The sequence below is a fragment of the Streptomyces sp. NPDC097617 genome (assembly GCF_044761485.1).
Classification (GTDB): domain Bacteria; phylum Actinomycetota; class Actinomycetes; order Streptomycetales; family Streptomycetaceae; genus Streptomyces.
Window position 1 is genome coordinate 24,522 of sequence record NZ_JBIWCL010000026.1, and the last position, 24,756, is coordinate 49,277.

Genomic DNA, 24,756 nt, shown 5'->3' on the forward strand with positions numbered 1-24,756 from the left:
CGGCTCGGCCCGCCCCCTCCGGGGGGCGGGCCACAGCCGTTCGAATACCTGTCTAAGATTCACCCCCATGACGGAAAAGCACGCGCGGCCCAGGCCCCGCCGCCGCATTCTGCGGATCACTCTGCTGCTGGTCGCCGTGCTGATCCTGGGCACGGCCGGGGCCGGCTGGTGGACCTACAGCCACCTCAACTCCAACATCGACAGCGTCGACCTGGACCAGGCGATCGGTGACAACCGGCCCGCGAAGGTCGTCGCGAACGCGCAGAACATCCTGGTGCTCGGCTCCGACTCGCGCGCCGGCGCCAATGCCGATCTCGACCACGGTGATGTCAGTGGCGCCCGCTCGGACACCGCGATGCTGGTGCACATACCCGAGGGCCGGGCCAAGGCGACCGCGGTGAGCATCCCCCGCGACACCCTGATCACCCGGCCCGAGTGCAAGGACAAGAACGGCAAGACCGTGCCGTCCGCCAAGCGGGTCATGTTCAACTCCGTCTACTCGCTCGCCGGCCCGGCCTGCGTGGTCAACACGGTGGAGCAGCTGTCCGGTGTCCGCGTGGACCACTTCGTCGAGGTGGACTTCGCCGGCTTCAAGGGCCTGGTCGACGCGCTGGGCGGGGTCACCGTCACCCTGGACAAGCCGATGAGCGGCGCCAAGGGCGGCCTGAAGCTGGACGCGGGCACGCACCGGCTGAACGGCACCGACTCGCTCAAGTTCGTCCGTACCCGCTACGGCTACGGCGACGGCAGCGACCTCGGGCGCATCGGCCTGCAGCAGCAGTTCATGATGGCGATGCTGTCCGAGATCAAGAAGCAGGACGCCCTCGGCAACCCGGCGCGGCTGTACAAGCTCGCGGACGCCGGGACCAAGTCGCTGACCACCGACTCCGACCTCGCCTCGCTCACCTCGCTGTCCGACTTCGCGCAGAGCATGAAGGGCGTCGACCCGGACACGATGGAGACGCTCATGCTCCCGGTCGCCTACGACAAGGTGGACCCGAACCGCGTGGTCGTGGCCGAGCCGCAGGCGACCCAGCTGTGGGAGGCCCTGCGCAACGACCAGAAGGTGCCGGCCTCGGCGAAGGACTCCCCCGCCAAGGGCTGAGCCCGCGGCCGCGCCGCACGCACGACGCAGCGGGCCCGTACGGGGATCTCTCCCGTACGGGCCCGCTGCGTCGTGTGCGGTCGGCGCTCAGAACTTCGCGTCCTGGCCGACCTGGTGCAGGCGGCTGTTGCGGTACCCGTAGGCGAAGTACACGATGATGCCGATGGCCATCCAGATGCCGAAGCGCAGCCAGGTCTCGGCCGGCAGGTTGAGCATCAGCCAGAACGAGGCCGCGATCGACACGATCGGGACGAAAGGCACCCACGGGGTGCGGAAGGACCGGTGCAGGTCGGGGCGGGTCTTGCGCAGGACGATCACGCCCAGCGCGACCACCACGAAGGCGAACAGCGTGCCGATGTTCACCAGTTCCGCGAGGGTTGCCAGGCTGGTGAAGCCCGCCACGACGGCGATGATCCCGCCGAGCAGCATGGTCGCCCGGTACGGGGTGCGGTACTTCGGGTGGGTGACGGAGAAGACGCGCGGCAGCAGTCCGTCGCGGCTCATCGCGAAGAACACGCGGGTCTGGCCGAGCAGCAAAATCATGCACACCGTGATCAGGCCGACGGCCGCGCCCAGGCTGATGGCACCCGAGAAGAACGGCTGGTTCACCGATTTGAAGGCTTCGGCGAGCGGCGCGGTCGGGGACATCTCCGAGTACTTCTGCATGCCCGTGACCACCAGGGTCACTGCGACGTAGAGCACCGTGCAGACCAGCAGCGAGCCGAGGATGCCGCGCGGCATGTCCCGCTGGGGGTTCTTGGTCTCCTCGGCCGCCGTCGCGACCACGTCGAAGCCGATGAAGGCGAAGAAGATGAGCGAGGCCGCCGTGAAGATGCCCATGACGCCGAAGTTCGTGGGCTCGTAGCCGAAGAGCAGCTGGACCAGCGGCGCATGCCAGCCGCTGACGCCCTCGGCCTGTGGCTGGGCCGGCGGGATGAACGGCGAGTAGTTGTCGGCCTTGATGAAGAACAGGCCCGCGATGATGACCAGCAGGACGACCGTGACCTTGATGGCGACGACGACCGCGGTGATCCGGGCCGAGAGCTTCGTCCCCACGACCAGGATCGCGGTCAGCGCCAGGACCAGCAGGAACGCCAGCAGGTCGAAGTGTCCGCCCGCGTCCGGCCCGGACAGCGCCTTGGGCAGGTCCCAGCCGAGGTTGGTGCTCATCAGGTGGCGCACGTACCCGGACCAGCCGACCGCGACGACGGCCGTGCCGAGTGCGAATTCCAGCACCAGGTCCCAGCCGATGATCCAGGCGGGCAGCTCACCGATCGAGGCGTACGAGAACGTGTACGCCGACCCGGCCACCGGGACGGTGGACGCGAACTCGGCGTAGCAGAGCGCCGCGAGGGCGCAGACGATGCCCGCGGCCACGAAGGCCAGGGCGGTGGCGGGACCGGCGTTGTTCCTGGCGGCGATGCCCGTGAGGACGAAGATGCCGGTGCCGATGATGACGCCCACGCCGAAGACCGTGAGGTCCCAGGCGGAAAGCGACTTCCGGAGCGCGTGTTCCGGCTCCTCCGTGTCGCGGATGGACTGCTCCACCGTCTTGGTACGGAATGGGCTGTTCAGATCCTTGCTCACCGACGCCTCCGAGAGGTGACGACGCACGAACGGGCCGGGAGGCCCACTCCTCAAGAGTGATCTCCCGACCCGTGACGTGCAACCGCGCGTCGATCTACGAACGGCGCGAGCGGCGGATTGCGGACTAGTCGACGGCGGCGGCCGGCTCGGTGTCGTAGCGGCCGTCCAGCTTGGCGACGAGGCCGGTGACCTGCCGGGCGATGTCCGGCGCGGTCAGGCCGATCTCGGCCATGATCTCCTTGCGGAGGGCATGGTCGAGGAAGCGCTGCGGAATACCGAAGTCGCGCAGCGGTACGTCGACACCCGCGTCCCGCAGGGCCTGCGAGACGGCGGCGCCCACGCCACCGGTACGGCCGTTGTCCTCGACGGTGACGACCACGCGGTGCCGGTCCGCGAGCGGGGCCAGGGCCTCGTCCACGGGCTTGACCCAGCGGGGGTCGACCACGGTCGTGGAGATGCCCTGCTTGTCCAGCAGATCGGCGACCTCCAGGCACATCGGGGCGAGCGCGCCGACCGAGACGAGGAGTACGTCCGTGGGGGCACCTCCCAGGCCCGAAGGGCCGAGGGGGAGGGTGACCTCGGCGCCCGGGGCGCGCAGGACGTCCATGCCGCCGATCCGGCCGACGGCCGGTACGGCCGGGCCGACGACGCCCTTGGAGTAGCGCACGACGGTCGGGGCGTCCTTGACCGCGACGGCCTCGCGGAGCTGGGCGCGCAGCTGCTCGGCGTCGCGCGGGGCGGCGAGCCGCAGGCCGGGCACGACCTGCAGGATGGACATGTCCCACATGCCGTTGTGGGAGGCGCCGTCGTCGCCGGTGACACCGGCCCGGTCCAGGACGAAGGTGACGCCGCACTTGTGCAGGGCCACGTCCATCAGGACCTGGTCGAAGGCGCGGTTGAGGAAGGTCGCGTACACCGCGAAGACCGGGTGGACCCCGCCGGTGGCCAGGCCCGCCGCCGAGGTGGCGCCGTGCTGCTCGGCGATGCCCACGTCGTAGATCCGGTTCGGGAAGGCCTCGGCGAACTTGTTGAGGCCGACCGGGTGAAGCATGGCGGCGGTGATGCCGACGATGTCCTCGCGCTCGTGGCCGAGCTTGACCATCTCGTCGGCGAAGATGGAGGTCCAGCTGGCAGCGGCGGTCTTCACCGGCAGGCCGGTGTCCGGGTGGATCACGCCGACCGCGTGGAAGCGGTCCGCCTCGTGCTCCAGGGCCGGGGTGTAGCCGCGGCCCTTCTGGGTGAGGCAGTGCACGATGACCGGGCCGCTGAAGCGCTTGGCGCGCTGCAGGGCGGACTCCAGGGCCTCGATGTCGTGGCCGTCGATGGGCCCGATGTACTTGAGCCCGAGGTCCTCGAACATGCCCTGGGGGGCGATGAAGTCCTTGAGGCCCTTCTTGGCGCCGTGCAGGGTCTCGAAGAGCGGCTTCCCGACGACCGGGGTGCGCTCCAGGATCTCCTTGCCGCGGGCCAGGAAGCGCTCGTAGCCGTCCGTGGTGCGCAGGGTGGCCAGGTGGTTGGCGAGGCCGCCGATGGTGGGGCCGTAGGAGCGCTCGTTGTCGTTGACGACGATCACCAGCGGGCGGTCCTTGGCGGCGGCGATGTTGTTCAGCGCCTCCCAGGCCATGCCACCGGTCAGCGCGCCGTCGCCGATGACGGCGGCGACGTGGTGGTCCTCGCGGCCCAGCACCTCGTTGGCCTTGGCCAGGCCGTCGGCCCAGCCGAGCACGGTGGAGGCGTGCGAGTTCTCGATCACGTCGTGGTCGGACTCGGCGCGCGAGGGGTAGCCCGACAGGCCGTTCTTGGTGCGCAGGCCGGCGAAGTCCTGGCGGCCCGTGAGCAGCTTGTGGACGTAGGCCTGGTGGCCGGTGTCGAAGAGGACCTTGTCCTTGGGCGAGTCGAAGACCCGGTGCAGGGCGATCGTCAGTTCGACCACCCCGAGGTTGGGGCCGAGGTGCCCGCCGGTCTTGGAGACGGCGTCGACGAGGAAGGACCTGATCTCGGCCGCGAGCTGGTCGAGCTCCTCCTGGCTGAGCCGGTCCAGATCGCGCGGTCCCTTGATGCGGGTCAGCAGCACCCGTGCCTCCTTGCAGTTGCTTGCTGGTCTGTCGAGTCTAATGTTCCGATCCCGGGCGCGGTCATCGGGCCGTCCCGGGGGAGTCACACCTTTGTCATACATGTACGCCCAACCGCTCAGCCACACATCACATACGGGCGTATACCCGCACATGAGTACCCCGTACATGTACGCACCGATGCCCGGCGCCACGAAAAGTGGCGCCGGGCACTGTGACCGGTCTTACCGCCGGGTGGGGCTCCGGCGGGCGATCGGACGCGCGATCAGGCGCGGCCGGCCGTCTTCTGGGTCTTGCGCGTCACCGAGTCGATCACCACGGTCGCCAGCAGCACCGCACCGGTGATCATGTACTGGATCGGCGTGGCGATGCCTTCCAGAGCCAGACCGTACTGGATCGAGACGATGACCATGACGCCGAGGAGGGCGTTCCAGGTCCGGCCCCGGCCGCCGAAGAGGCTGGTGCCGCCGATGACGGCCGCCGCGATCACGTTCATCAGCAGGTCGCCGGCGCCGGCGCTCTGGTTGGCCGCCGCGATCTTGGAGGCCCAGAACAGGCCGCCGATGGCGGCGAAGGTGCTGGAGATCGCGAAGACCGTGATCCGGATCCGGGTGACGTTGATGCCCGCACGGCGGGAGGCCTCGACGCTGCCACCCAGTGCGAAGACGTTTCGCCCGAAGGTCGTGCGGCGCAGCAGGAAGTCCGTGACGACCAGGGCCAGCAGGAAGAGCACCACCGCGAGCGGCAGGCCCTTGTACTGGTTGAACAGCACGGCGGGACCGAAGGTGCACAGCGCGAGCAGACCCGTGCGCAGCAGGATCTCGACGAGCGGCCGGGAGGGCATCCCGGCCGCCTCGCGGCGCCTCGCGTCGAGCAAGGCCGCGAGGAAGTATCCGGCCACCGCGAGCGCGGCCAGGCCGTAGGCGACGGCCACGTCCGAGAAGAAGTACGTGGTCAGCCGGCCGACCACGCCGTCGGAGTCGATGTTGATCGTGCCGTTGCTGCCGAGGATCTGCAGCATCGCGCCGAGCCAGAAGAGCAGGCCCGACAGGGTGACGGCGAAGGCCGGGGCGCCGATCTTGGCGAAGAAGAAGCCGTGGATGGCACCGATCAGGGCGCCTCCCACGATGGCCGCGAGGATCGCCAGCCATTCGTTCACGCCGTGGGTGACGGCGAGGACGGCGACGATCGCACCCGACACACCGCTGACCGAGCCGACGGAGAGGTCGATCTCGCCGAGCAGCAGCACGAAGATGATGCCGATGGCGATCATGCCCGTACCGGTCATCGTGATCGCGATGTTGGTGAGGTTCTCCGGGGAGAGGAAGTTCGAGTTCAGCCCCTGGAAGATGGACCAGATCACGATCAGGCCGATGACGACCGGGAGGGAACCCAGGTCGCCCGCCTTCATCTTCCGCTTGAACTCGCCCACGTATCCGGCGAGGCCCTCTTCCCTGACGAGCAGGCGGGGGTCCACGGCCGGGATCGCGTCGTGCGCGGCCGCGGGGTTGACCGGGTCGATGTGCTCCTGCTGGTCGACCGGGCCCTTGTCCAGTGGACCGGTGGCAGGGTTCTGGGTGCTCACTTGCCGGCCTCCGAGGTGCGGGCCGCCCGGCGGGTCACGGCGTTGTCCGTGGCACCGGTGATGGCGGAGATGATCTCTTCCTGCGAGGTGTCGGCGACGTTGAAGACACCGTTGTTGCGGCCCAGCCGCAGAACCGCCACCTTGTCGGCGACGGCCTTCACATCGGCCATGTTGTGGCTGATGAGGATGACGGCGTGGCCGCGCTCGCGCAGCCGCTCCACCAGGTCGAGAACCTGTGCGGTCTGCTCGACGCCGAGAGCGGCGGTGGGCTCGTCGAGGATGACGAGCTTGGGCTCGCCCAGCATGGAACGGGCGATCGCCACGGTCTGGCGCTGACCGCCGGAGAGCGAGGCGATCGGGATCCGGACACTGGGGATCCGGATGGACAGGGTGGTCAGGAGCTCGCGGGCGCGCCGCTCCATCTCCACCTCGTCGAGGATGCCGAAGCTCTTGAGCTCCCGGCCGAGGAAGAGGTTGCCGACGACATCGATGTTGTCGCACAGCGCCAGGTCCTGGTAGACCGTGGCGATGCCCAGGTTCTGGGCATCGTGGGGCTTGCCGATGGAGACCGAGCGGCCTTCCCACTCGATGACACCTTCATCGATGGGGTGCACGCCGGCGATGGTCTTGACCAGCGTGGACTTTCCGGCACCGTTGTCGCCGACGAGGGCGACCACTTCACCGGAGTGGATCTCGAGTTCTACGTCGGTCAGGGCCTGAACGGCGCCGAACCGCTTCGAGACCCCTCGCAACGCCAGCACGGGCGCAGCGGACACATGAACCATCTCCTTCGCCGCCTGACCGGCGGGGATGTCGTGCAAAAAGAGCAGGAGCGGGGCGTATGGGGGAGGAACGTTTCTGCCCGGCGCCCCGCCCTGTGGCGGGGATGAATGGGCGGGGCGCCGGTCAGGCACGGGGGCCGTCTCGTGGGGAGACGGCGGGGGCCGCTACTTCAGGCCGGCGGCGGCGCAGGCCGCCGCGTACTTGTCGCTGCAGATCTCGTCGACCGAGTAGACGCCGTCCTTGACGACGGTGTCCTTGATGTTGGCCTTGGTGAGCGAGACGACCGGGATCAGGACGGACGCGACACCCTTGGTGGTCGGGCTGTCGACCGTGGAGGTGCTGACTCCGTCGAGCTTCTCGCCCTTGGCGAGGGCGACGGCCATCTTCGCCGCGGCCTCGGCCTCGGGGGCGTACGGCTTGTAGACGCTCATGAACTGCTCGCCCGCGACGATGCGCTGCACACCGGCGAGTTCGGCGTCCTGACCGGTGACCGGCGGGAGCGGGGAGACGCCGGCCGCCTTGAGGGCGGTGATGATGCCGCCGGCCATGCCGTCGTTGGCGGAGTAGACGCCGACGACCTTGTCCTTGCCGAGCGCCGAGAGGGCGGCCGCCATGTTGGTGTTGGCGTTCTCCGGCTTCCACTCGACGGTGTCGTACTCCTTGCCGACGTTCACCTTGCCGTCGAGGACGGAGTGCGCACCGGACTTGAAGAGCTTGGCGTTCGGGTCGGTGACCGAACCGTTCATCATGACGATCTGGCCGTCCTTGGCCTTGTCGCCCAGCGCCTCCAGCAGCGCCTTGCCCTGGACCTTGCCGACCTCTTCGTTGTCGAAGGAGGTGTAGGCGTCGATCGGGCCCTCGGCCAGGCGGTCGTAGGCGACGACCGGGATGCCGGCCTCCTTCGCCTTCTTGACCGACCCGGCGATGGCCTTGGAGTCCACCGCGTCGACGATGAGGACGTCCACCTTGTTGGTGATCATCGTGTCGACCTGCGAGTTCTGCGTGGTCGCGTCCTGCTTGGCGTTGGCGTAGACGACCTCGCCCTTGCCACCGGTCAGCTCGGCGACCTTCTTCTCGATGAGCGGCTTGTCGAACTTCTCGTAACGCGCGGTCTGGTTCTCCGGCAGGAGCAGACCGACCTTGATCGCGTCGCCCTTCGCAGCGCCGGATTCCTTCGTCTTGTCGCCGGACTCCTTGGCGCTGCCACAAGCGGCAAGGGAAACGGCCATGGCGCCGGCGGCAACGGCTACAGCGGCTCTGCGCATACGCGTGTTCATTACTTGAACCTCCCTGACGAGGCCGCTACGCCGCGGCCGAGGTGGATGTGAGTCAACCCCGGCCGCGTTTTGCCGTCAAGGAGTGAATTCTTAACGAGATGACAACGGTGCCATTCGTTATCTACCTGAAGACAAGACGGCGGGAGCTCGCACTCCACTTCCATGATCTGACAAAAGTGTCGAATCGCCCATCTCGCTGAGTACGAGCGCCAGGGCGCCCAGCACCTCGGCCCGCCCGCCCAGGTTCCCCGTCAGCACCGACAACTGCCGGGCCGCGCTGGGAATCGCGTACCTCCCCACCGATTCACGGATGGGGGCGAGCACGAGTTCACCAGCCTCCGCCAGCGAGCCGCCCAGCACCACCCGGCTCGGGTTCAGGAGGTTGCACAGACTGGCCACGCCGCTGCCGATGTGGCGGCCCACGTCCGTGATCACGCGGCGGCAGCCCGGGTCCCCCTCGCGGGCCAGCTCGACCACGCGCTCCATCGTCAATTCCGGCCCGTGCGTGCCCTGGAGCAGCGGCAGGACGTACCGGGCGGCCGCGAAGGTCTCCAGGCAGCCGCGGTTGCCACAGCGGCAGACCGGGCCCGATTCGTCCAGCGTGATGTGCCCGATCTCGCCCGCCGTGCCGCCGGGTCCGCGGTAGATCTGGCCGTTGATCACAAGGCCCGCGCCCACGCCGCTGGCCACCTTGATGTAGGCCAGGTCTTTCACTCCCCGCCCGCTCCCCCAAACGAGTTCACCGAGGGCTCCGAGGTTCGCGTCGTTGTCCACGTACACGGGTACTCCGAGGCGCTGCGAGAGCTCCTGGCGGGGGTTGATGCCCGCCCAGCCCGGCAGGATCGCGGTCGAGCCCAGCGTGCCGGACTCCACGTCGATCGGGCCCGGTACGCCGAGCCCCACGCCGATGACCTTCTCCAGCCCCACGCCGATGCCCGCGATCAGCCGGCCGACCAGGGCTTCCGCCCGGTCGAAGCCGTCCGCCCAGGAGGCGTCCACGTCCAGCGGCTCTGACTCCTCGGCCAGCACCTGGTGGGCGAGGTTCCCCACCGCCACCCGCAGGTGGGTGTGGCCGAAGTCGACACCGATGACGATTCCCGCGTCACCGCTGAGCGAGACGCTGCGCGCCCGGCGGCCGCCGGCCGAGGTGTCGGTGACCTCGACGGTCCCGCCGTCCTTCAGCTCCCGGACGATGTTGGAGACCGTGGCCGCCGACAGTCCGGTGGCGCGGGCGATCTCCGCCTGGGTCAGCGATCCCGCGAGCCGCACCGCCCGCACGACCCGTTCGAGATTCGCGCGATGCAGCGACGACTGCGATCCGGGAGTCTGCACGACTCATCCACTCCTGCCCATTAGCGACGGCAAGCCGTCGCCCCCCGGCCGGGGCATGTCACGGCTGCACGCTCCGAGACCCCGGCATCTCTCCAACTTGTGAACCTTAAGTCGAGCCTTTGCGCATCCAGACGTCAAGAGGCTGACGCGGCATGAAACGGCCACTACTGACCTAAAGGGGCAGAGAAGCGGCCCCCTGGATCGTGCTACGGTCGCTGAGACGCCGATCATCTGTGGCCTTTCCGGCCGGATCGGGCGTTTCGCAATGACCGCGCTACGCAAGGAGGTGTTCGGGATGAGTCCCGATCGAAGTCCTTGCAGCGCTCTCGTCGGCTGACCTCGTGACCGGCTGACCTTTCTTTGCGTACGCACGGCAGCGGTGGACCGCCGCCCTGTGCGCGCTCGCGTTGCTACGCGTTCCTACCTTCCAGATTCCCTTCCTTCCGCATGCCCCGCCAACCGTGCCGGGTGTGCGTCATCCATGCCCATCGGCGTGCCCGCGGCCCCTCGGGGCCACCGTGCGCCGACCCATGATCACTCCACGTGACCGCTCGGCTTCGCGCTGCCCGGACACCGTGGAGGGAGGTATTCGTCATGACCATGCTCACCCCCCGTACCCCGGCCAAGCTCGCACCGCCGGGCCGCTCCCGCCGCGAGCGCAGGGCCGCCGAGCTGGAGGCCCGTACCCGGCTCGTCGGCGAGCGCCTCGCCGGGATCAGCGCCCGCTCGGGCGTCCAGGTCCTGCAGGAGGTCGACACCTCGCCCGCCGGCCTCACCCACGCAGAGGCCGCACTGCGCCTGGAGCGCCACGGCGCCAACATCGTCGCCCACGAGCGCGCCCCCCGCTGGTACCTCCAGCTGGCGAAGGCCTTCTGGAACCCCTTCATCGCCGTCCTGGTCTTCCTCGCGGCCGTCATGTACTGGCAGGACCCGGCGGATCCCGGCGTCGTCATCCTCTCCGTGATGGTGGGGATCAGCGGGTTGCTGCGCTTCTGGCAGGAGTACCGCTCGGGCCGCGCCGCCGACGCGCTGAAGAAGCTGGTCACCACCACCTGCGCGGTGCAGCGCCGGGCCGGCAGCGGCTCCGCGCCCACCACGTTCGAGGTGCCCATGGACCAGGTGGTCCCGGGCGACGTGGTCAAGCTGGCGGCCGGCGACCTGATCCCCGCGGACCTGCGGCTCATCACCGCCAAGGACCTCAATGTCGGCCAGGCCGCGCTGTCCGGCGAGTCCCTGCCGGTGGCCAAGGCCGATACCCGGTTGCAGGACCTCGGCCGGCCTGACACCACCGACCCGGTGGAGGCCGGCAACCTGGTCCTGATGGGGACCTCGGTCACCTCCGGCACCGCCACCGGCGTGGTCGTCGCCACCGGCGCCGACACCTACTTCGGCTCGATGGCCGGCTCGCTGGTCGGCGAGCGGCCGCAGACCAGCTTCGACACCGGCGTGCGCAAGGTCAGCTTCCTGCTGATCCGCTTCATGCTCGTGATGGTCCCGGTCGTCTTCATGATCAACGGCTTCACCAAGGGCGACTGGGACGAGGCCTTCCTCTTCGGTATCGCCGTGGCCGTCGGGCTGACCCCCGAGATGCTGCCGTTGGTCGTCTCCGCCAACCTGGCGCGCGGCGCGGTGGCCATGTCCAGGCGCAAGGTGGTCGTCAAGCGGCTGGGTGCCATCCAGAACCTGGGCGCCATGGACGTGCTCTGCACGGACAAGACCGGCACCCTCACCGAGGACCGGATCGTCCTGGACCGCCACCTCGACGTGCACGGCGACGAGGACGGCGAGGTGCTGGAGTACGGCTACCTCAACTCGCACTTCCAGACCGGCCTGAAGAACCTGATGGACCAGGCCGTCATCGACCGCGTGGACGAGGCCGAGGAGGTTGTCGTCGACGCACGGTTCTCGATGGTCGACGAGATCCCCTTCGACTTCGCCAGGCGCCGGATGTCCGTGGTCCTGGACCGCAACTGCGTGGTCGGCGACTTCGGCCACCGCGAACACATCATGATCACCAAGGGTGCCGTGGAGGAGGTCCTGGACCTCTGCACCCACATGAGGGACCGCGGTGAGAGGGTCGGGCTGACCGATCAGCTGCGGTGGCACGTCACCCGGATCGCCGAGGACAACAACCGGCAGGGCCTGCGGGTCCTCGCCGTCGCCACCCGCACGATGGACACTCCGCGGGAGGCCTACAGCGTCGCGGACGAGGACGGGCTGACGCTGGTCGGCTTCCTCGCCTTCCTCGACCCGCCGAAGGCCGAAGCCGCCCGGGCCCTGACGGGCCTGGCCGACAAGGGCATCACGGTGAAGGTCGTCACCGGCGACAACGACCTGGTCGCCGCCCGGGTCTGCGCCGACGTCGGCATCGACGTCGGACCGGTGGTGCTCGGCCCCGAGACCGACGGCCTGGACGACGCGGCGCTGCGCGCGCTGGCCGCCCGTACGACGGTCTTCGCCAAGGTCAACCCGGTCCAGAAGGCCCGGATCGTACGGGCCCTGCAGGCCGACGGGCACACCGTCGGGTTCCTCGGCGACGGCATCAACGACGCGGCCGCGCTGCGGGACGCCGATGTCGGCATCTCGGTGGACACGGCCGTGGACATCGCCAAGGAGTCGGCCGACATCATCCTGCTGGAGAAGGACCTGACCGTCCTGGAGCAGGGCGTGATCCAGGGCCGGACCACCTTCGGCAACACGATCAAATACATCAAGATGACCGCGTCGTCGAACTTCGGCAACGTCTTCTCGGTCCTGGTGGCGAGCGCCTTCATCCCCTTCCAGCCGATGCTCGCCATCATGCTGCTGGTCCAGAACCTGGTCTACGACATCGCGCAGCTGGCGACCCCGTGGGACCGGATGGACGAGGAGTACCTGCGCCGGCCCCGCAACTGGGACGCCAAGGGCATCGGCCGCTTCATGGTCACCATCGGACCGGTCAGCTCCCTCTTCGACATCTCGATGTTCCTGATCATGTGGCATGTGTTCGCGGCGAACAGCGAGGCGAGCCAGTCCCTCTTCCAGTCCGGCTGGTTCATCGAGGGCCTGCTCTCGCAGACCCTGATCGTGCACATGATCCGCACCCGGAAGATCCCCTTCATCCAGTCCCGCGCCTCCTGGCCGGTGATGGTGATGACCGTGCTCGCGGTGCTGACCGGGCTCTGGCTGCCCTTCTCACCGCTGGCTCCCTCGCTGGGCTTCGTGGCCCTGCCGGCGAGCTACTTCCTGTGGCTGATCGGCGTACTGCTCGCTTACTGCACGCTCACCCAGCTGGTGAAGACCTGGTACATCCGCCGGTTCAACACCTGGCTGTAGGAACCCCGGCGAAGGCGCGAGGGACTGCTGCGGCGGGTGGCGCTGTGGGGCACGGCGGCGGTGGCGGGCACCGGCCTGCTCGGCGTCCTCGGACTCACCGCCGGCCTGCTGCCCGCGTACGAGCCGCCGGCGATCGGTCCGCGGACCATGCCCGGCAGCTGGGTCGACCACACGGGCGGAACCCTGGTCTTCGCCCCGGACGGCCGGGTCACCGCCGCCGGCGTCGGCGGGCGCCACCACAGCGACCCCGGCGGCCCGTCGCCGAGCTGTCCGGGCTCCGGGACCTGGGTCTACGAGCCCGGCCGCAACGTCTGGACGCAGAAGATCCGCGTGGACGTCCCGGGGTGCACCTGGCCCGCGTGGAGCGTCGGCGGCACCGCTGGGCAGCCCCGGATCCAGCAGGAGGTCGGCGACCCGGGTTCCGGGACGCTCTACAAGCTGCGGAAGGCCTCCGGCGGCCCCTGACGCCGGAGACCGCAGCCGCTACTTCAGCGTCGCCGAGGTGAGCCCCGCCTGGATCTGGCGCTGGAAGGACAGGTAGACCACCAGCATCGGGATCATGGCGATGGTGACACCGGCGAAGAGGACGGGCAGGTCGGTCTCGTATCCCTGTTGCTGCTGGAGCTGGATCAGCCCCTGGGTGAGCAGGTAGCGCTCGGGGTCCGATCCCGTCTGTGGCTGCATGAGCACCGAGGGCAGGATGTACTGGTTCCACTGGCCCAGGATGTTGAATATCCCGACGCTGATCAGGCCTGGCTTGGCCATGGGCACCATCACCTGGAAGAAGATCCGGGTGTCCGAGGCCCCGTCGATCACCGCCGCCTCGTGCACCGCCGTCGGCAGCGTCCGGAAGAAGGAGTGCATGAAGAAGACGGTGAACGGCATCGAGTAGGCGACGTACACCAGGATCAGGCCCTGGTACGTGTTCAGCATGTCGAACCGCTTGACCATGAAGAAGAGCGGGACGAGCGCCAGGAAGACGGGGAACATCGCCCCGCTGACGAAGAAGTAGTAGACGAACCGGTTCCCCGGGAAGGGGTAGCGGGCCAGTACGTACGCGGCCATGGAGCCGAGCAGCATCGTCAGCGGCACCGAGAACACCATCACGATGAGGGTGTTGGCGAAGTAGTCGCCGATGCCCTTGTCCCAGGCCCGGCCGAACGCGTCGAGGTTCCAGTTCGAGGGCCGGCTGAGGGCCGATCCGCCGATCTGCGCGTCGGTCTTGAAGGAGCCGAGCGCCAGCCAGATCAGGGGCAGGACGATCAGTATGGCCCAGACGGCGAGGAAGCCGTGGGAGAAGACGTTGAGGACCATGCCCTCGGAGCTCTTCGCGCCCCGTTCCCCGCTCGGTCCGGCTCCCCCGGACCGCTCCGCGGCCGCTTCGCCCGGAGCCTTGATCACTGTGGTCATGAGGGTCTCCCGCTCAGAACTCGATGCGCTCGCGGCGGGTGGCGCGCAGCGTGATGACGGAAAGGATCATGGTGAGGACGAGCATGACCACGCCCATGGCACAGGCGTAGCCGCTCTTGCCGAAGTAGAGGAAGTTCCTCATCAGCACCGTCGCCATGACCTCGCTGTGGTGGTCGGGGCCGCCACCGAACTGGCCCGAGGTCATGGTCGACACCAGGACGAACATGTCCATCGCGGCGATGCCCAGGTAGACCGCGGAGGTCTGCACAGAGTCCCACAGCAGGGGCAGGGTGACCTTGAAGAAGGTCTGGGCGCGCCCGGCCCCGTCGAGCAGGGCGGCCTCGTAGATGTCCTTGGGGACGGACTGCATGGCCGCCGAGAACAGCACGAGGTAGAAGCCGACGCCGTGCCAGACGACCACGAGGAGCAGGCACCAGAGCACGAGTCGTGGCTCGTTCAGCCATTCGACCGGGTGCAGCCGGTCGACCAGGCCGAGGCGGATGAGCACACCGTTGAGGAGGCCGCCCTCGTCGGTGCGGTACACGGCGCCGAAGAGCACCGCGAGGATGGCGAGGGAGAGGACCTGCGGGAAGAAGTAGACGATCTTGTAGAAGCCCGAGCCCCGTACGCCCTGCACCCCGCCGGCCCCGCCCCGCCCGCCCGCGTTCACCATGAAGGCGAAGAAGAGGGCGAGCAGGATGGTGATCGTCGGGACGAACACCAGGAGCAGCAGGTTGTTCCACAGGGCGCCGCGGAAGACCTCGTCCTTCATCAGGGCCGTGTAGTTGTCCACCCCGACGAAATCGAAGGTCGGCGACTGGCCGGTCCAGTTGGTGAAGGAATAGCCGAACGTCTGTACGTACGGCCAGATGACGAAGGTCAGGTACAGCGCGAGGGGTGCGAGGAGGAAGCCGGCGATGAAGCCGCCCCGTCCCCTGCCCTGGGCTACTTGGCTCATGGTGTCCGTCCCTGGAGTGCCCGGTGACCGGTGCCGGTGGTGCGCGTGGTCAGCTGCGGCGGTTGTTCTTGGCGTTCGGGTCCTGCGCCGCCTTGTTTACCGCAGCCTGGGCCCGCTTGATCCACTCCTTCGGCTGAATCCGCTTGGCCATCAGCTCATTGGACGCGTCCTGGATCGCCGTGTCCATCTCGCTGTACCAGTCGGGGTAAAGGTAGTTGAAGGTGTTGGTCCCCGCCGTCTTGAGGGCCGTCACCGCCGACTGGGTGCCGGGCCGCAGCTTCACTCCCGGGTCCACGCCGTCCTTGACCACGGTGAGCGAGTTCGCCTGCTGGGCGAACATGGTCGACCATTCGCGGGACAGCATCGAACGGATGAACTCCAGGCCGCCGGCCTTGTTGGCCGCCTTCTCCGGAACGATGAAGGGCTCGCCGGCGCCGGCCCGGATGGCCTCGAAGGGCAGCCTGCTGTCGGCCAGCAGCGGGACCGGCAGGAACTGCATGTCGAAGTCTTCGGGCGTCTGCTTGAGCTGCTCGTTCTCCAGCCAGGAGCCGGAGGGGATGAAGGCCGCCTTGTACTGATTCCAGGCGGTCTGGGACTCGGTGTGGGTCAGGCCGTTGGTGCCCGGGAGCAGTAGGTCCTTCTCGACCACCTCGTAGACCGCCTCGACGGCGGCGAGGGCCGCCGCACTGCCCTCGAAGGCGTTGGGATCCAGGTTGTCGATCGCCTTCATGGCGTCCAGACCGCCCTTCTTGGCGATCAGGTCCATGATGACGACATTGATGTAGTACGGGAACTTGCCCTGATGCGCGAGGCCGCCGATGCCGGCTTCCTTGGCCTTCGCGCAGACGGCGAGGAACTCGTCCCAGGTCTTGGGCGCCGTCCAGCCCTTCTCCTTGAAGAGCTTGCCGGAGTACCAGAAGCCCCAGACGGTGTAGACGTAGTTCAGCGAGACGAACTTGCCGCCCTGGGTGCCCTGTTCGATGGTGCCCTCGATCAGCAGGTCGCGGACCTTCTTGCTCGGGTCGTCGAGCGACGGCGCGTCGAGCACCGGGGTGAGGTCGGCGAGCTGGTTGCTCTTGAAGAGCACGTCCAGCTTGATCTTCTGGGCGCCGGAGTTGTCGACGACATCCGGCGGGTTTCCGCCGTTGAAGCGCGTCTGGAGCTTCCCGGTGATCTCCTGGGTGCCCAGGTGGGAGCTGGTGGTGCCCCACTTCTTGTCGAAGGCGGCCTCCCAGGCCTTCGCGTAGTCGTCACCGAACCCGCCCTTGAAGACGACGACGTCCAGTTTGCTGCCCTTCGAGACGCCGAAGGGGTTCTGCGCGCTCGTCGCGGCCTTGGACGGTCCGTTGGTGGACTCGCCGCCGCCGGACGCGCAGGCGGACAGGAAACCCATCGTCGGCACGGTGATCAGGCCGAGTGCCGCAGAGCGCTTGATCAGATCACGGCGGCCGAGGCCCTCACCGGTGGATGCCATGCTCATGTCCTCGCCTTCGTCAGGAGTGTGAAGGACGCGGGAAATCACGGCAGTTGCCGTGCGTGCGGACGACGCCGCAGTTCCCCGGGTCCGGGGCCGTTCCGACGGAGCGACCTGGACGCGCACAGGTATAGTCCACTTCCGCTCGCCTGAGCAAGATCGTGCACAAGGATGACCGCCAGCTTTTCCGAGTTGAGACCTGTCCGTCATCTGGCACCGCGTGACGAAAATGCGGAAGGGCCGTACCCCCGTGACGGGGATACGGCCCTATGGTGCCGATTCAGCAGAGGCTGGCTCCGCTTGGCGCGCCCTTAACCCCGGATGAGGTTGCGCAGGACGTACTGCATGATGCCGCCGTTGCGGTAGTAGTCCGCCTCGCCCGGCGTGTCGATGCGGACGACCGCGTCGAACTCCACACCGGTGTCGGTGGTGACCTTGACCGTGCGCGGGGTGGTGCCGTTGTTCAGTTCCTCCACACCGGTGAAGGCGAAGGTCTCCTCGCCGGTCAGGCCCAGGGAGGCCGCGGTGGCACCCTCCGGGAACTGCAGCGGCAGGACGCCCATGCCGATCAGGTTGGAGCGGTGGATGCGCTCGTAGGACTCGGCGATGACGGCCTTGACGCCGAGCAGCGCGGTGCCCTTGGCCGCCCAGTCGCGGGACGAGCCGGAACCGTACTCCTTGCCCGCCAGGATGACCAGCGGGATGCCGGCGGCCTGGTAGTTCTGCGAGGCGTCGTAGATGAAGGCGACCGGCGCGCCGTCGACGGTGAAGTCGCGGGTGAAACCGCCTTCGGTGCCGGCCGCGATCTGGTTGCGCAGGCGGATGTTGGCGAAGGTACCGCGGATCATGACCTCGTGGTTGCCGCGGCGGGAACCGTACGAGTTGAAGTCGCGGCGCTCGACGCCGTGCTCGGTGAGGTACTTGCCGGCCGGGGTGTCGGCCTTGATCGCACCGGCCGGGGAAATGTGGTCGGTGGTGACCGAGTCGCCCAGCTTCGCCAGCACGCGGGCGCCGGCGATGTCGGAGACCGGGGTGGTCTCCATGGTCATGCCCTCGAAGTAAGGGGGCTTGCGCACGTAGGTGGACTGCGGGTCCCACTCGAAGGTGTTGCCGGTCGGGATCGACAGCGCCTGCCACTGGGCGTCGCCCGCGAAGACGTCCTGGTAGGACTTGTTGAACATGTCCTCGCCGATGGCGTTCGCCACGACGTCGTTGACCTCGGCCTCGGAGGGCCAGATGTCCTTCAGGAAGACCGGGTTGCCCTCGGTGTCGATCCCGATGGCGTCCTTGGTGATGTCCACCTTCATGGAGCCCGCGATGGCGTACGCGACGACCAGCGGCGGGGAGGCCAGGTAGTTCATCTTGACGTCGGGGTTGATGCGGCCCTCGAAGTTGCGGTTGCCCGAGAGGACCGAGGTGACCGCCAGGTCGGCGTCGTTGATCGCCTTGGAGATCTCCTCCTCCAGCGGACCCGAGTTGCCGATGCAGGTGGTGCAGCCGTACCCGACGAGGTTGAAGCCCATCTTGTCGAGGTACGGGGTCAGGCCGGCCTTGTCGAAGTAGTCGGTGACGACCTTCGAGCCCGGGGCCAGGGTGGTCTTGACCCACGGCTTGCGGGCGAGGCCCTTCTCCACGGCCTTCTTCGCCACGAGGGCGGCCGCGACCATGACGTAGGGGTTCGAGGTGTTGGTGCACGAGGTGATCGCGGCGACGGTGACGGCGCCGTGGTCGATCTCGAAGGAGGTGCCGTCGGCCAGGGTCACCGGGGTGGGCTTGGTGGGCACACCGTTGGAGGACGCCGGGGCGTCGGACGCCGGGAAGGACTCCTTGCCGGCCTCCTCGTCGTCGCTGACGTAGTTGCGTACGTCGACGGCGAACTGCTCGGCGGCATTGGCGAGGACGATGCGGTCCTGCGGGCGCTTCGGGCCGGCGATGGAGGGGACGACCGTGGAGAGGTCGAGCTCCAGCTTCTCGGAGAAGTCCGGCTCGGCGGCCGGGTCCAGCCACAGGCCCTGGGCCTTGGCGTACGCCTCGACGAGGGCGACCTGCTGGGCGTCGCGGCCGGTCAGGCGCAGGTACTTCAGGGTCTCGTCGTCGATCGGGAAGACCGCGGCGGTGGAGCCGAACTCCGGCGACATGTTGCCGATGGTGGCGCGGTTCGCGAGGGAGGTGGCGGCGACGCCCTGACCGTAGAACTCGACGAACTTGCCGACGACACCGTGCTTGCGCAGCATCTCGGTGATGGTCAGCACGAGGTCGGTGGCGGTGGTGCCGGCCGGCAGCTCGCCGGTCAGCTTGAAGCCGACGACGCGCGGGATGAGCATGGAGACCGGCTGGCCGAGCATCGCGGCCTCGGCCTCGATGCCGCCGACGCCCCAGCCGAGCACGCCGAGGCCGTTGACCATGGTGGTGTGCGAGTCGGTGCCGACGAGGGTGTCGGGGTACGCCTGACCACCCCGGACCATGACCGTGCGGGCCAGGTGCTCGATGTTGACCTGGTGGACGATGCCGGTGCCCGGGGGGACGACCTTGAAGTCGTCGAAGGCGGTCTGGCCCCAGCGCAGGAACTGGTAGCGCTCCTTGTTGCGGCCGTACTCCAGCTCGACGTTCTGCGCGAAGGCGTCCTTCGTGCCGAACTTGTCGGCGATGACCGAGTGGTCGATGACCATCTCGGCGGGCGAGAGCGGGTTGATCTTCGCCGGGTCGCCGCCGAGGGCCTTGACGGCCTCGCGCATCGTGGCGAGGTCCACGACGCAGGGGACGCCGGTGAAGTCCTGCATGATCACGCGGGCCGGCGTGAACTGGATCTCCTCGCTGGGCTGGGCCTGCGAGTCCCAGTTACCGAGCGACCGAATGTGGTCGGCGGTGATGTTCGCGCCGTCCTCGGTGCGAAGCAGGTTCTCCAGCAGGACCTTCAGGCTGTAGGGAAGGCGGGCGGAGCCCTCGACCTTGTCCAGCTTGAAGATCTCGTACGACTCGTCGCCCACCTGCAGCGTGCTGCGGGCGTCGAAGCTGTTCGCCGACACGACAGTCTCCTTCATGCATGAATTCGCGCGTATTACCGCAATCCTGCCGCCACGCCCCTTGGCCAATCCGCTAAGGTAGGGCTAAGTTAGGTAACCCTTACCAGCGGGGGCGGCTGCGGTACGCCTTCGGCAGATATCTCGATGTCGAGATAACTCTAGTACATGTCCGGGGGGAGGGACGAGGCGCGCACCCGTAGCCCCGCCGGGACCGTCAGCTGACCAGGCGATTCCGCATGCCCGGATTCGATCAGGTTGACCAGGACAGACACCGCGGAAGCGGCGATCCGCTCCGGATTCAGGGTGACGGTGGTCACGGCGGGTTCGCATCCGGCGTACGCCGGATCCTCGCTGGCGCAGACCAGCAGCAGCCCGCCCTGTCCCGATATAACGATCTCTGGACCGATGGGGCCGGATATGCCGGCCACGCCCTTCCCGGCGGACGTGCCGGGGATACGGAGGCCGTGGCGCGCGGCGGCGGCCAGCACCTGCCGGCCCCCCGGGTCGTACACGCAGTACACGGCGTCCGCCCGGTCCGGGCCCGCGAAGGCGGAGTCGAAGGCCCGCCCCGTCGCGTCCTCGGGGTCGAAGGGGACCAGGAGGGGGGCCAGGCCGCGTTCCGTGCACCACTGCTCGTAGGCCGAGGTGACGGCCCCGGTGTAGAACTCCCGGCCGTAACCGGCGTGCAGGGCGATCCGCCGCGCCCCGGACGCCGCGAGGTGGTCGAGCACCTCCCGGGTGGTGGCGGTGTGGTCGTTGTCCACCCACACGTCCCCCGGCCAGGGGTCGGGCGGGCGCCCGTCGAAGACCACCGGCAGCCCCCGCGCCCGCAGGGCCCGCAGCACCGGGTCGTCGGCCGGGCTGTCGAGCAGCAGCATCCCGTCGACGGCGAGGGTGTGCCACAGCGGCTCGGCGCCCCGGTCGGCGGGCAGGGTGGTCAGGGCGTAGCCGTGCGCGTGCGCGGCCGAGGTCGCCGCGGTGAGCAGGCGGGAGAAGTAGGCGATCCCGACGAAGTCCCAGGCGTCCCCCGCGTACGTGGTCACGGCCACGCCGAGGGTGCGGGTGCGCGGGCCGCGGCGCGCTCCGTAGCCGAGCGCGCCCGCCACCTCGCGGACCCGTCGCCGGGTGGACCCGCCGAGGCGGCCGGTGCCGTTGAGCGCGTGCGAGACGGTCGCGGTGGAGACCTCGGCGGCGCGCGCGATGTCGGCGAGCGTCGGCCCGGACGCGGGGACCGGGGCGGCCGCGGGCGGGGGAACCGGGGTGGCTGTGGGCACGGGCGGGGGCTCTGACACGCGGCCATCGTACGGATTTCGTCGGTGGGGGCGGCTTCTGGTTAAGCGGTTAATCAAACAGTGTCCTGGCCACACCAACGATCGGAGTGGGCATGACGTCTCCTCAACCTTCCCGCCACCTCTCCCGCCGGGGACTCCTCGCGGCCGCCGGCGTCGCCGGGGTGACCGGCGCGGCCGGCCTGCTGGGAGCCGCCCCGGCCGCAGCCGCCCCGGTGCCCGCGTCCGCCTCCTCCACCGGGCGCGGTTCGGCGGCCCTGGTGATCCGCAACGCCTCCGTGTTCACCGGGACCGGCGGCCGGGCGCCCGTCGAGGCCGTCGCGGTCGGCCGCGACGGCCGGATCCTGGCCACCGGAACGAACGCGGCGGTGCGCCGGCACGTGGGCCGGGACACCGAGGTCGTCGACGCCCGCGGCAACACGGTCATGAGCGGCATCCACGACGGCCACGTCCACCCGCTCGGCGCGGGCGAACGCTCGCTGTCCCCCTCCCTGGAGGGCGCGGAGACCACCCCGGCCGAGCTCCTGGAGATCCTGACCGGCTTCCTCGCCGAAACGGGCGGCGCGGGTGCGGAGCCCGACCGCTGGCTGGTGGTCGAGGACTGGAACCCGGTCGGGCTGCTGCCCGTGGGCACCAACCCCCACCACTCGATGCTGGACGCGCTCCCGACCCGGCGGCCGATCGCCCTCGTCGGCGGCGACGGGCACAACCTGTGGGCCAATCAGCGGGCCCTGGACATCGCCGGGATCACGCCGGCCACGCCCGACCCGGTCGGCGGCAAGGTGGTGAAGGGCGCGGACGGGCGGCCGACGGGCGTCCTCAAGGACGACGCCCAGGGCCTGGTACGGCGGCACATACCGGAGCCCGGCCGGGCCGACCTGGTCGCGGCGTGCGCGAAGGTGCTGGAGCTGGCGGCCGCCTCCGGGGTCACCACGATGATGGACGCGCTGGTGGGGCGGCACGAGCTGGAGCTGTACCAGGCCCTCTCGGCGGCGGGGAAGCTGCCGCAGCGGATCGTGCCGGCCATCCGCCTGGAGGCGGAGCAGACCAAGGACCCGGCGGGCTCGCTGGCCTACGCGCGGGGGCTGCGGAGGGAGTTCGAGGGGGTGCGGGGGCTCCGGTTCGGGATGATCAAGGTCTTCCTGGACGGGGTCATCGAGTACCCGGCGCAGACCGCCGCGCTGCTGAAGCCGTACCTCGACGGGAAGGGCGCGCCGACCGGCAACCGGGGTGAGCTCTACACCTCGGCGGCGGACTACGGCCGGCTCACCGCCGCCTTCAACCAGGCGGGCTGGCAGATGCACGCGCACGGACTCGGCGACCGCGCGGTGCGCACCGCCCTGGACGGGTACGCGTACGCCGGCCGGGTGACGGGCCGGCGGGACACCCGCAACGCCGTGGCGCACCTGCAACTCGTGGACCCGGCGGACCTGCGGCGCTTCGCGCAGTTGGGGGTCGCGGCGTGCATGCAGCTCCAGTGGGCGGCCGAGGACACCTGGACGATGGAGGCGCTGCTTCCGTACATCGGACCCGAACGGCACCGGTGGATGTACCCGGCGCGGAGTCTGGAGAAGGCGGGGGCGCGGCTCGCGGGCGGGTCCGACTGGCCGGTGGACGCCCTTCAGGTGTGGAACCAGCTGCGGACGGCGATCGACCGCCAGGGGGCCTTCGGGGCGGGCCCCCTGTACCGCGAACTGGAGGGGCTGAGCCGGGACACGGTGCTGCGGATGCACACCTCGGGGACGGCGTGGCAGCTGCGCCAGGACGGGCTGACGGGGACGGTGGAGCCGGGCAGGGCGGCGGACCTGGTCGTGCTCGACCGCGATGTGCGGCGCTGCCCGGTAGCCGACATCAGCGGAACGGGGGTACGGATGACCCTGGTCGGCGGCCGTGTGGTGCACGACGCGGACTCCGCGTCGGGGAGGGCGGCCTCGGCGCGGGTGGCCGGCGCGGCCGCCGCGGGCCCGCGGCCGGCCTCGTACGCGGCGGTGCACGCAGGTGGGCGCCACCACGCCTGCAAGCACTGACCGGGCCGCCGCTGCCGGGGTCAGCCCGCCGCGAGAGCGTGGCGGGCGGCCCAGGCGTTGACGGCGGCGGCGATCTCCTCGGGCCGGTCCTCGGGGCAGAGGTGGGCGGCCGGGCCGCAGTACTGGGTCTCCAGCGCGGAGACGTTCTCCTCGCACCAGGCGACCGTGTCGGGGCCGATCATCAGGGCGGGCGAGCCGTCGAAGGTGAGCAGGAGCTTGGGCACCCGCGGGCTGTCCGACAGCCAGGCGTCGTACATCTGCACGGCGGCGAGCACGTCGGCCGGATCGCCGTCGACCGGCAGCGAGCGGGCCCACCGCAGCATGGGCAGCCGGCTCTCGCGGGTCGGGTAGGGGGCGGCGTAGACGGCGCGGTCGGCCTCGCTCATGGGGTTGAGCACGGTCTGCCCGATGCTGTCCTCGATGAAGATGTTCTGCTCCAGGACCATCTCCTCCCCCACGCCCGGGGTACGTATCGCCTCGAACCGGGCACGCACGGCGGGCGGGTACTGCGCCCAGCTCAGCGGTCGCACGATCGTCTCCATGAAGGCGATGCCGCGGACCCGCCCGGGACGGCGGGCGGCCCGGTCGAAGGCGAGCGCGCCGCCCCAGTCCTGGCCGACCAGGACCACCTCGTCGAGCCCGAGGGCGTCGAACCAGGCGTCCAGGTAGCGGGCGTGGTCGGCGAAGCGGTACTCCCCGCCCGGCTTTCCGGAGCGGCCCATGCCGATGAGGTCCGGGGCGAGGACGCGGACCCCGCCGGCGATGCGGGGCAGGACGCCGCGCCAGAGGTGGGAGGAGGTCGGGTTGCCGTGCAGGAAGACGAACGGAACGCCGTGGGCGGCGCCGTCGCCGAGGTCCTCGTAGTACATCGTCGAGTCGAGTACGTCGATCGTGGGCACGGGAAGCCCCTTCCTTAATCGTTCGGGTGGCTAACGTTGGTGACACGAACGAAGTTATATCGTTAGTGCCACTAACACAATGGGTACGATCACCCCATGACCACGGAAGAGAACGGGACCCCCGTCCCCGCACGGCTGCGCGAGCTGCCCAGCCGACTGCTCGGACAGGCCTCCACGCGCGCGCAGCGGCTCGTGACCGAGGCACTGAGCGAGGCGGACGCCCGCACATGGCACTACGCGGCCCTGGTCGCCCTCGAGGACTCCGGCCCGGCGAGCCAGGCCGCGCTCAGCACCCGTACCGGCATCCATCGCAGCGACCTGGTCGCCGTCATCAACGAACTCGCGGAACGCGAACTCGTCGAGCGGACCCCCGACCCCGGGGACCGCAGGCGCAATGTCGTCACCCTCACGGCGCACGGCCGGCGGCGACTTCGCAAACTGGAACAAATCCTCGATGCGGCCCAGGCGGAACTCCTGGCGCCGCTGACCGCCCAGGAAAGGGAGCAGCTCACCCGCCTACTGGGCCGGATCGTCGAGCATCACACGTACGGAGACCCTGTCATGGGACCTGACGGCCGGTAAGACCCGGGCAATACACCCATTTACCACACCCAACGCGA

Annotated in this window: 17 protein-coding genes; 5 read left to right on the forward strand and 12 right to left on the reverse strand. The window is 69.3% G+C overall.

Annotated features, from left to right (window positions below; translation table 11 throughout):
- Positions 1–67: 67 nt before the first annotated feature.
- On the forward strand, positions 68–1,105 hold the full coding sequence (locus ACIQZO_RS32085) for an LCP family protein (RefSeq protein ID WP_403632966.1): 1,038 nt from the start codon (positions 68–70) through the stop codon (positions 1,103–1,105).
- 87 nt (positions 1,106–1,192) lie between these two features.
- Here the strand turns inward: ACIQZO_RS32085 and ACIQZO_RS32090 are convergent, their stop codons facing one another.
- From ACIQZO_RS32090 to ACIQZO_RS32115, 6 genes are all read right to left on the reverse strand, one after another.
- The gene (locus ACIQZO_RS32090; protein ID WP_403632969.1) at positions 1,193–2,692 is read right to left on the reverse strand and encodes an amino acid permease; all 1,500 of its coding nucleotides are present in this window, start codon (positions 2,690–2,692) and stop codon (positions 1,193–1,195) included.
- 124 nt (positions 2,693–2,816) lie between these two features.
- The gene (gene dxs, locus ACIQZO_RS32095; RefSeq protein WP_403632972.1) at positions 2,817–4,766 is read right to left on the reverse strand and encodes a 1-deoxy-D-xylulose-5-phosphate synthase; all 1,950 of its coding nucleotides are present in this window, start codon (positions 4,764–4,766) and stop codon (positions 2,817–2,819) included.
- Between the two features lie 263 nt (positions 4,767–5,029).
- Positions 5,030–6,319, reverse strand: a complete 1,290-nt coding sequence (locus ACIQZO_RS32100) for a sugar ABC transporter permease (RefSeq protein ID WP_403633168.1) — start codon at positions 6,317–6,319, stop codon at positions 5,030–5,032.
- 26 nt (positions 6,320–6,345) lie between these two features.
- Positions 6,346–7,134: an ATP-binding cassette domain-containing protein gene (locus tag ACIQZO_RS32105; RefSeq protein WP_403632975.1), complete on the reverse strand. Its 789-nt coding sequence runs from the start codon at positions 7,132–7,134 to the stop codon at positions 6,346–6,348.
- 162 nt (positions 7,135–7,296) lie between these two features.
- A complete protein-coding gene (locus tag ACIQZO_RS32110; protein WP_403632977.1) occupies positions 7,297–8,409 on the reverse strand; it encodes a substrate-binding domain-containing protein in 1,113 nt (370 codons plus the stop codon).
- 117 nt (positions 8,410–8,526) lie between these two features.
- The gene (locus tag ACIQZO_RS32115) at positions 8,527–9,741 is read right to left on the reverse strand and encodes an ROK family transcriptional regulator (protein ID WP_189967455.1); all 1,215 of its coding nucleotides are present in this window, start codon (positions 9,739–9,741) and stop codon (positions 8,527–8,529) included.
- Between the two features lie 594 nt (positions 9,742–10,335).
- Here ACIQZO_RS32115 and mgtA point away from each other — a divergent pair.
- On the forward strand, positions 10,336–13,056 hold the full coding sequence (gene mgtA, locus ACIQZO_RS32120) for a magnesium-translocating P-type ATPase (protein ID WP_403632980.1): 2,721 nt from the start codon (positions 10,336–10,338) through the stop codon (positions 13,054–13,056).
- A gap of 36 nt (positions 13,057–13,092) precedes the next feature.
- The gene (locus tag ACIQZO_RS32125; RefSeq protein WP_403632982.1) at positions 13,093–13,521 is read left to right on the forward strand and encodes a hypothetical protein; all 429 of its coding nucleotides are present in this window, start codon (positions 13,093–13,095) and stop codon (positions 13,519–13,521) included.
- Positions 13,522–13,539: 18 nt separating this feature from the next.
- Here ACIQZO_RS32125 and ACIQZO_RS32130 read toward each other — a convergent pair whose 3' ends face one another.
- The 5 genes from ACIQZO_RS32130 to ACIQZO_RS32150 form a co-directional block, all read right to left on the reverse strand.
- Positions 13,540–14,466, reverse strand: a complete 927-nt coding sequence (locus tag ACIQZO_RS32130; RefSeq protein ID WP_403632985.1) for a carbohydrate ABC transporter permease — start codon at positions 14,464–14,466, stop codon at positions 13,540–13,542.
- 13 nt (positions 14,467–14,479) lie between these two features.
- Positions 14,480–15,424, reverse strand: coding sequence for a carbohydrate ABC transporter permease (locus tag ACIQZO_RS32135; protein ID WP_403632987.1), 945 nt, complete (start codon positions 15,422–15,424; stop codon positions 14,480–14,482).
- Positions 15,425–15,473: 49 nt separating this feature from the next.
- Positions 15,474–16,904 carry an N-acetylglucosamine/diacetylchitobiose ABC transporter substrate-binding protein gene (gene ngcE, locus ACIQZO_RS32140; RefSeq protein WP_403632989.1) on the reverse strand — a complete coding sequence of 477 codons (1,431 nt, stop codon included), beginning with the start codon at positions 16,902–16,904 and terminating at the stop codon, positions 15,474–15,476.
- Positions 16,905–17,209: 305 nt separating this feature from the next.
- Positions 17,210–19,924: an aconitate hydratase AcnA gene (gene acnA, locus ACIQZO_RS32145; protein ID WP_403632991.1), complete on the reverse strand. Its 2,715-nt coding sequence runs from the start codon at positions 19,922–19,924 to the stop codon at positions 17,210–17,212.
- A gap of 155 nt (positions 19,925–20,079) precedes the next feature.
- Positions 20,080–21,213 (reverse strand): LacI family DNA-binding transcriptional regulator, encoded by a 1,134-nt coding sequence (locus ACIQZO_RS32150; RefSeq protein ID WP_403632994.1) that lies wholly within the window; start codon positions 21,211–21,213, stop codon positions 20,080–20,082.
- Between the two features lie 92 nt (positions 21,214–21,305).
- On the opposite strand from ACIQZO_RS32150, the gene ACIQZO_RS32155 reads away from it, so the two are divergent.
- Positions 21,306–23,237 (forward strand): amidohydrolase, encoded by a 1,932-nt coding sequence (locus ACIQZO_RS32155; RefSeq protein WP_403632996.1) that lies wholly within the window; start codon positions 21,306–21,308, stop codon positions 23,235–23,237.
- Between the two features lie 20 nt (positions 23,238–23,257).
- Here ACIQZO_RS32155 and ACIQZO_RS32160 read toward each other — a convergent pair whose 3' ends face one another.
- The gene (locus tag ACIQZO_RS32160; RefSeq protein ID WP_403632999.1) at positions 23,258–24,136 is read right to left on the reverse strand and encodes a haloalkane dehalogenase; all 879 of its coding nucleotides are present in this window, start codon (positions 24,134–24,136) and stop codon (positions 23,258–23,260) included.
- Positions 24,137–24,232: 96 nt separating this feature from the next.
- On the opposite strand from ACIQZO_RS32160, the gene ACIQZO_RS32165 reads away from it, so the two are divergent.
- Entirely contained in the window at positions 24,233–24,718 is a 486-nt protein-coding gene (locus tag ACIQZO_RS32165) for a MarR family winged helix-turn-helix transcriptional regulator (protein WP_403633002.1), read from the forward strand.
- Positions 24,719–24,756 lie beyond the last annotated feature (38 nt).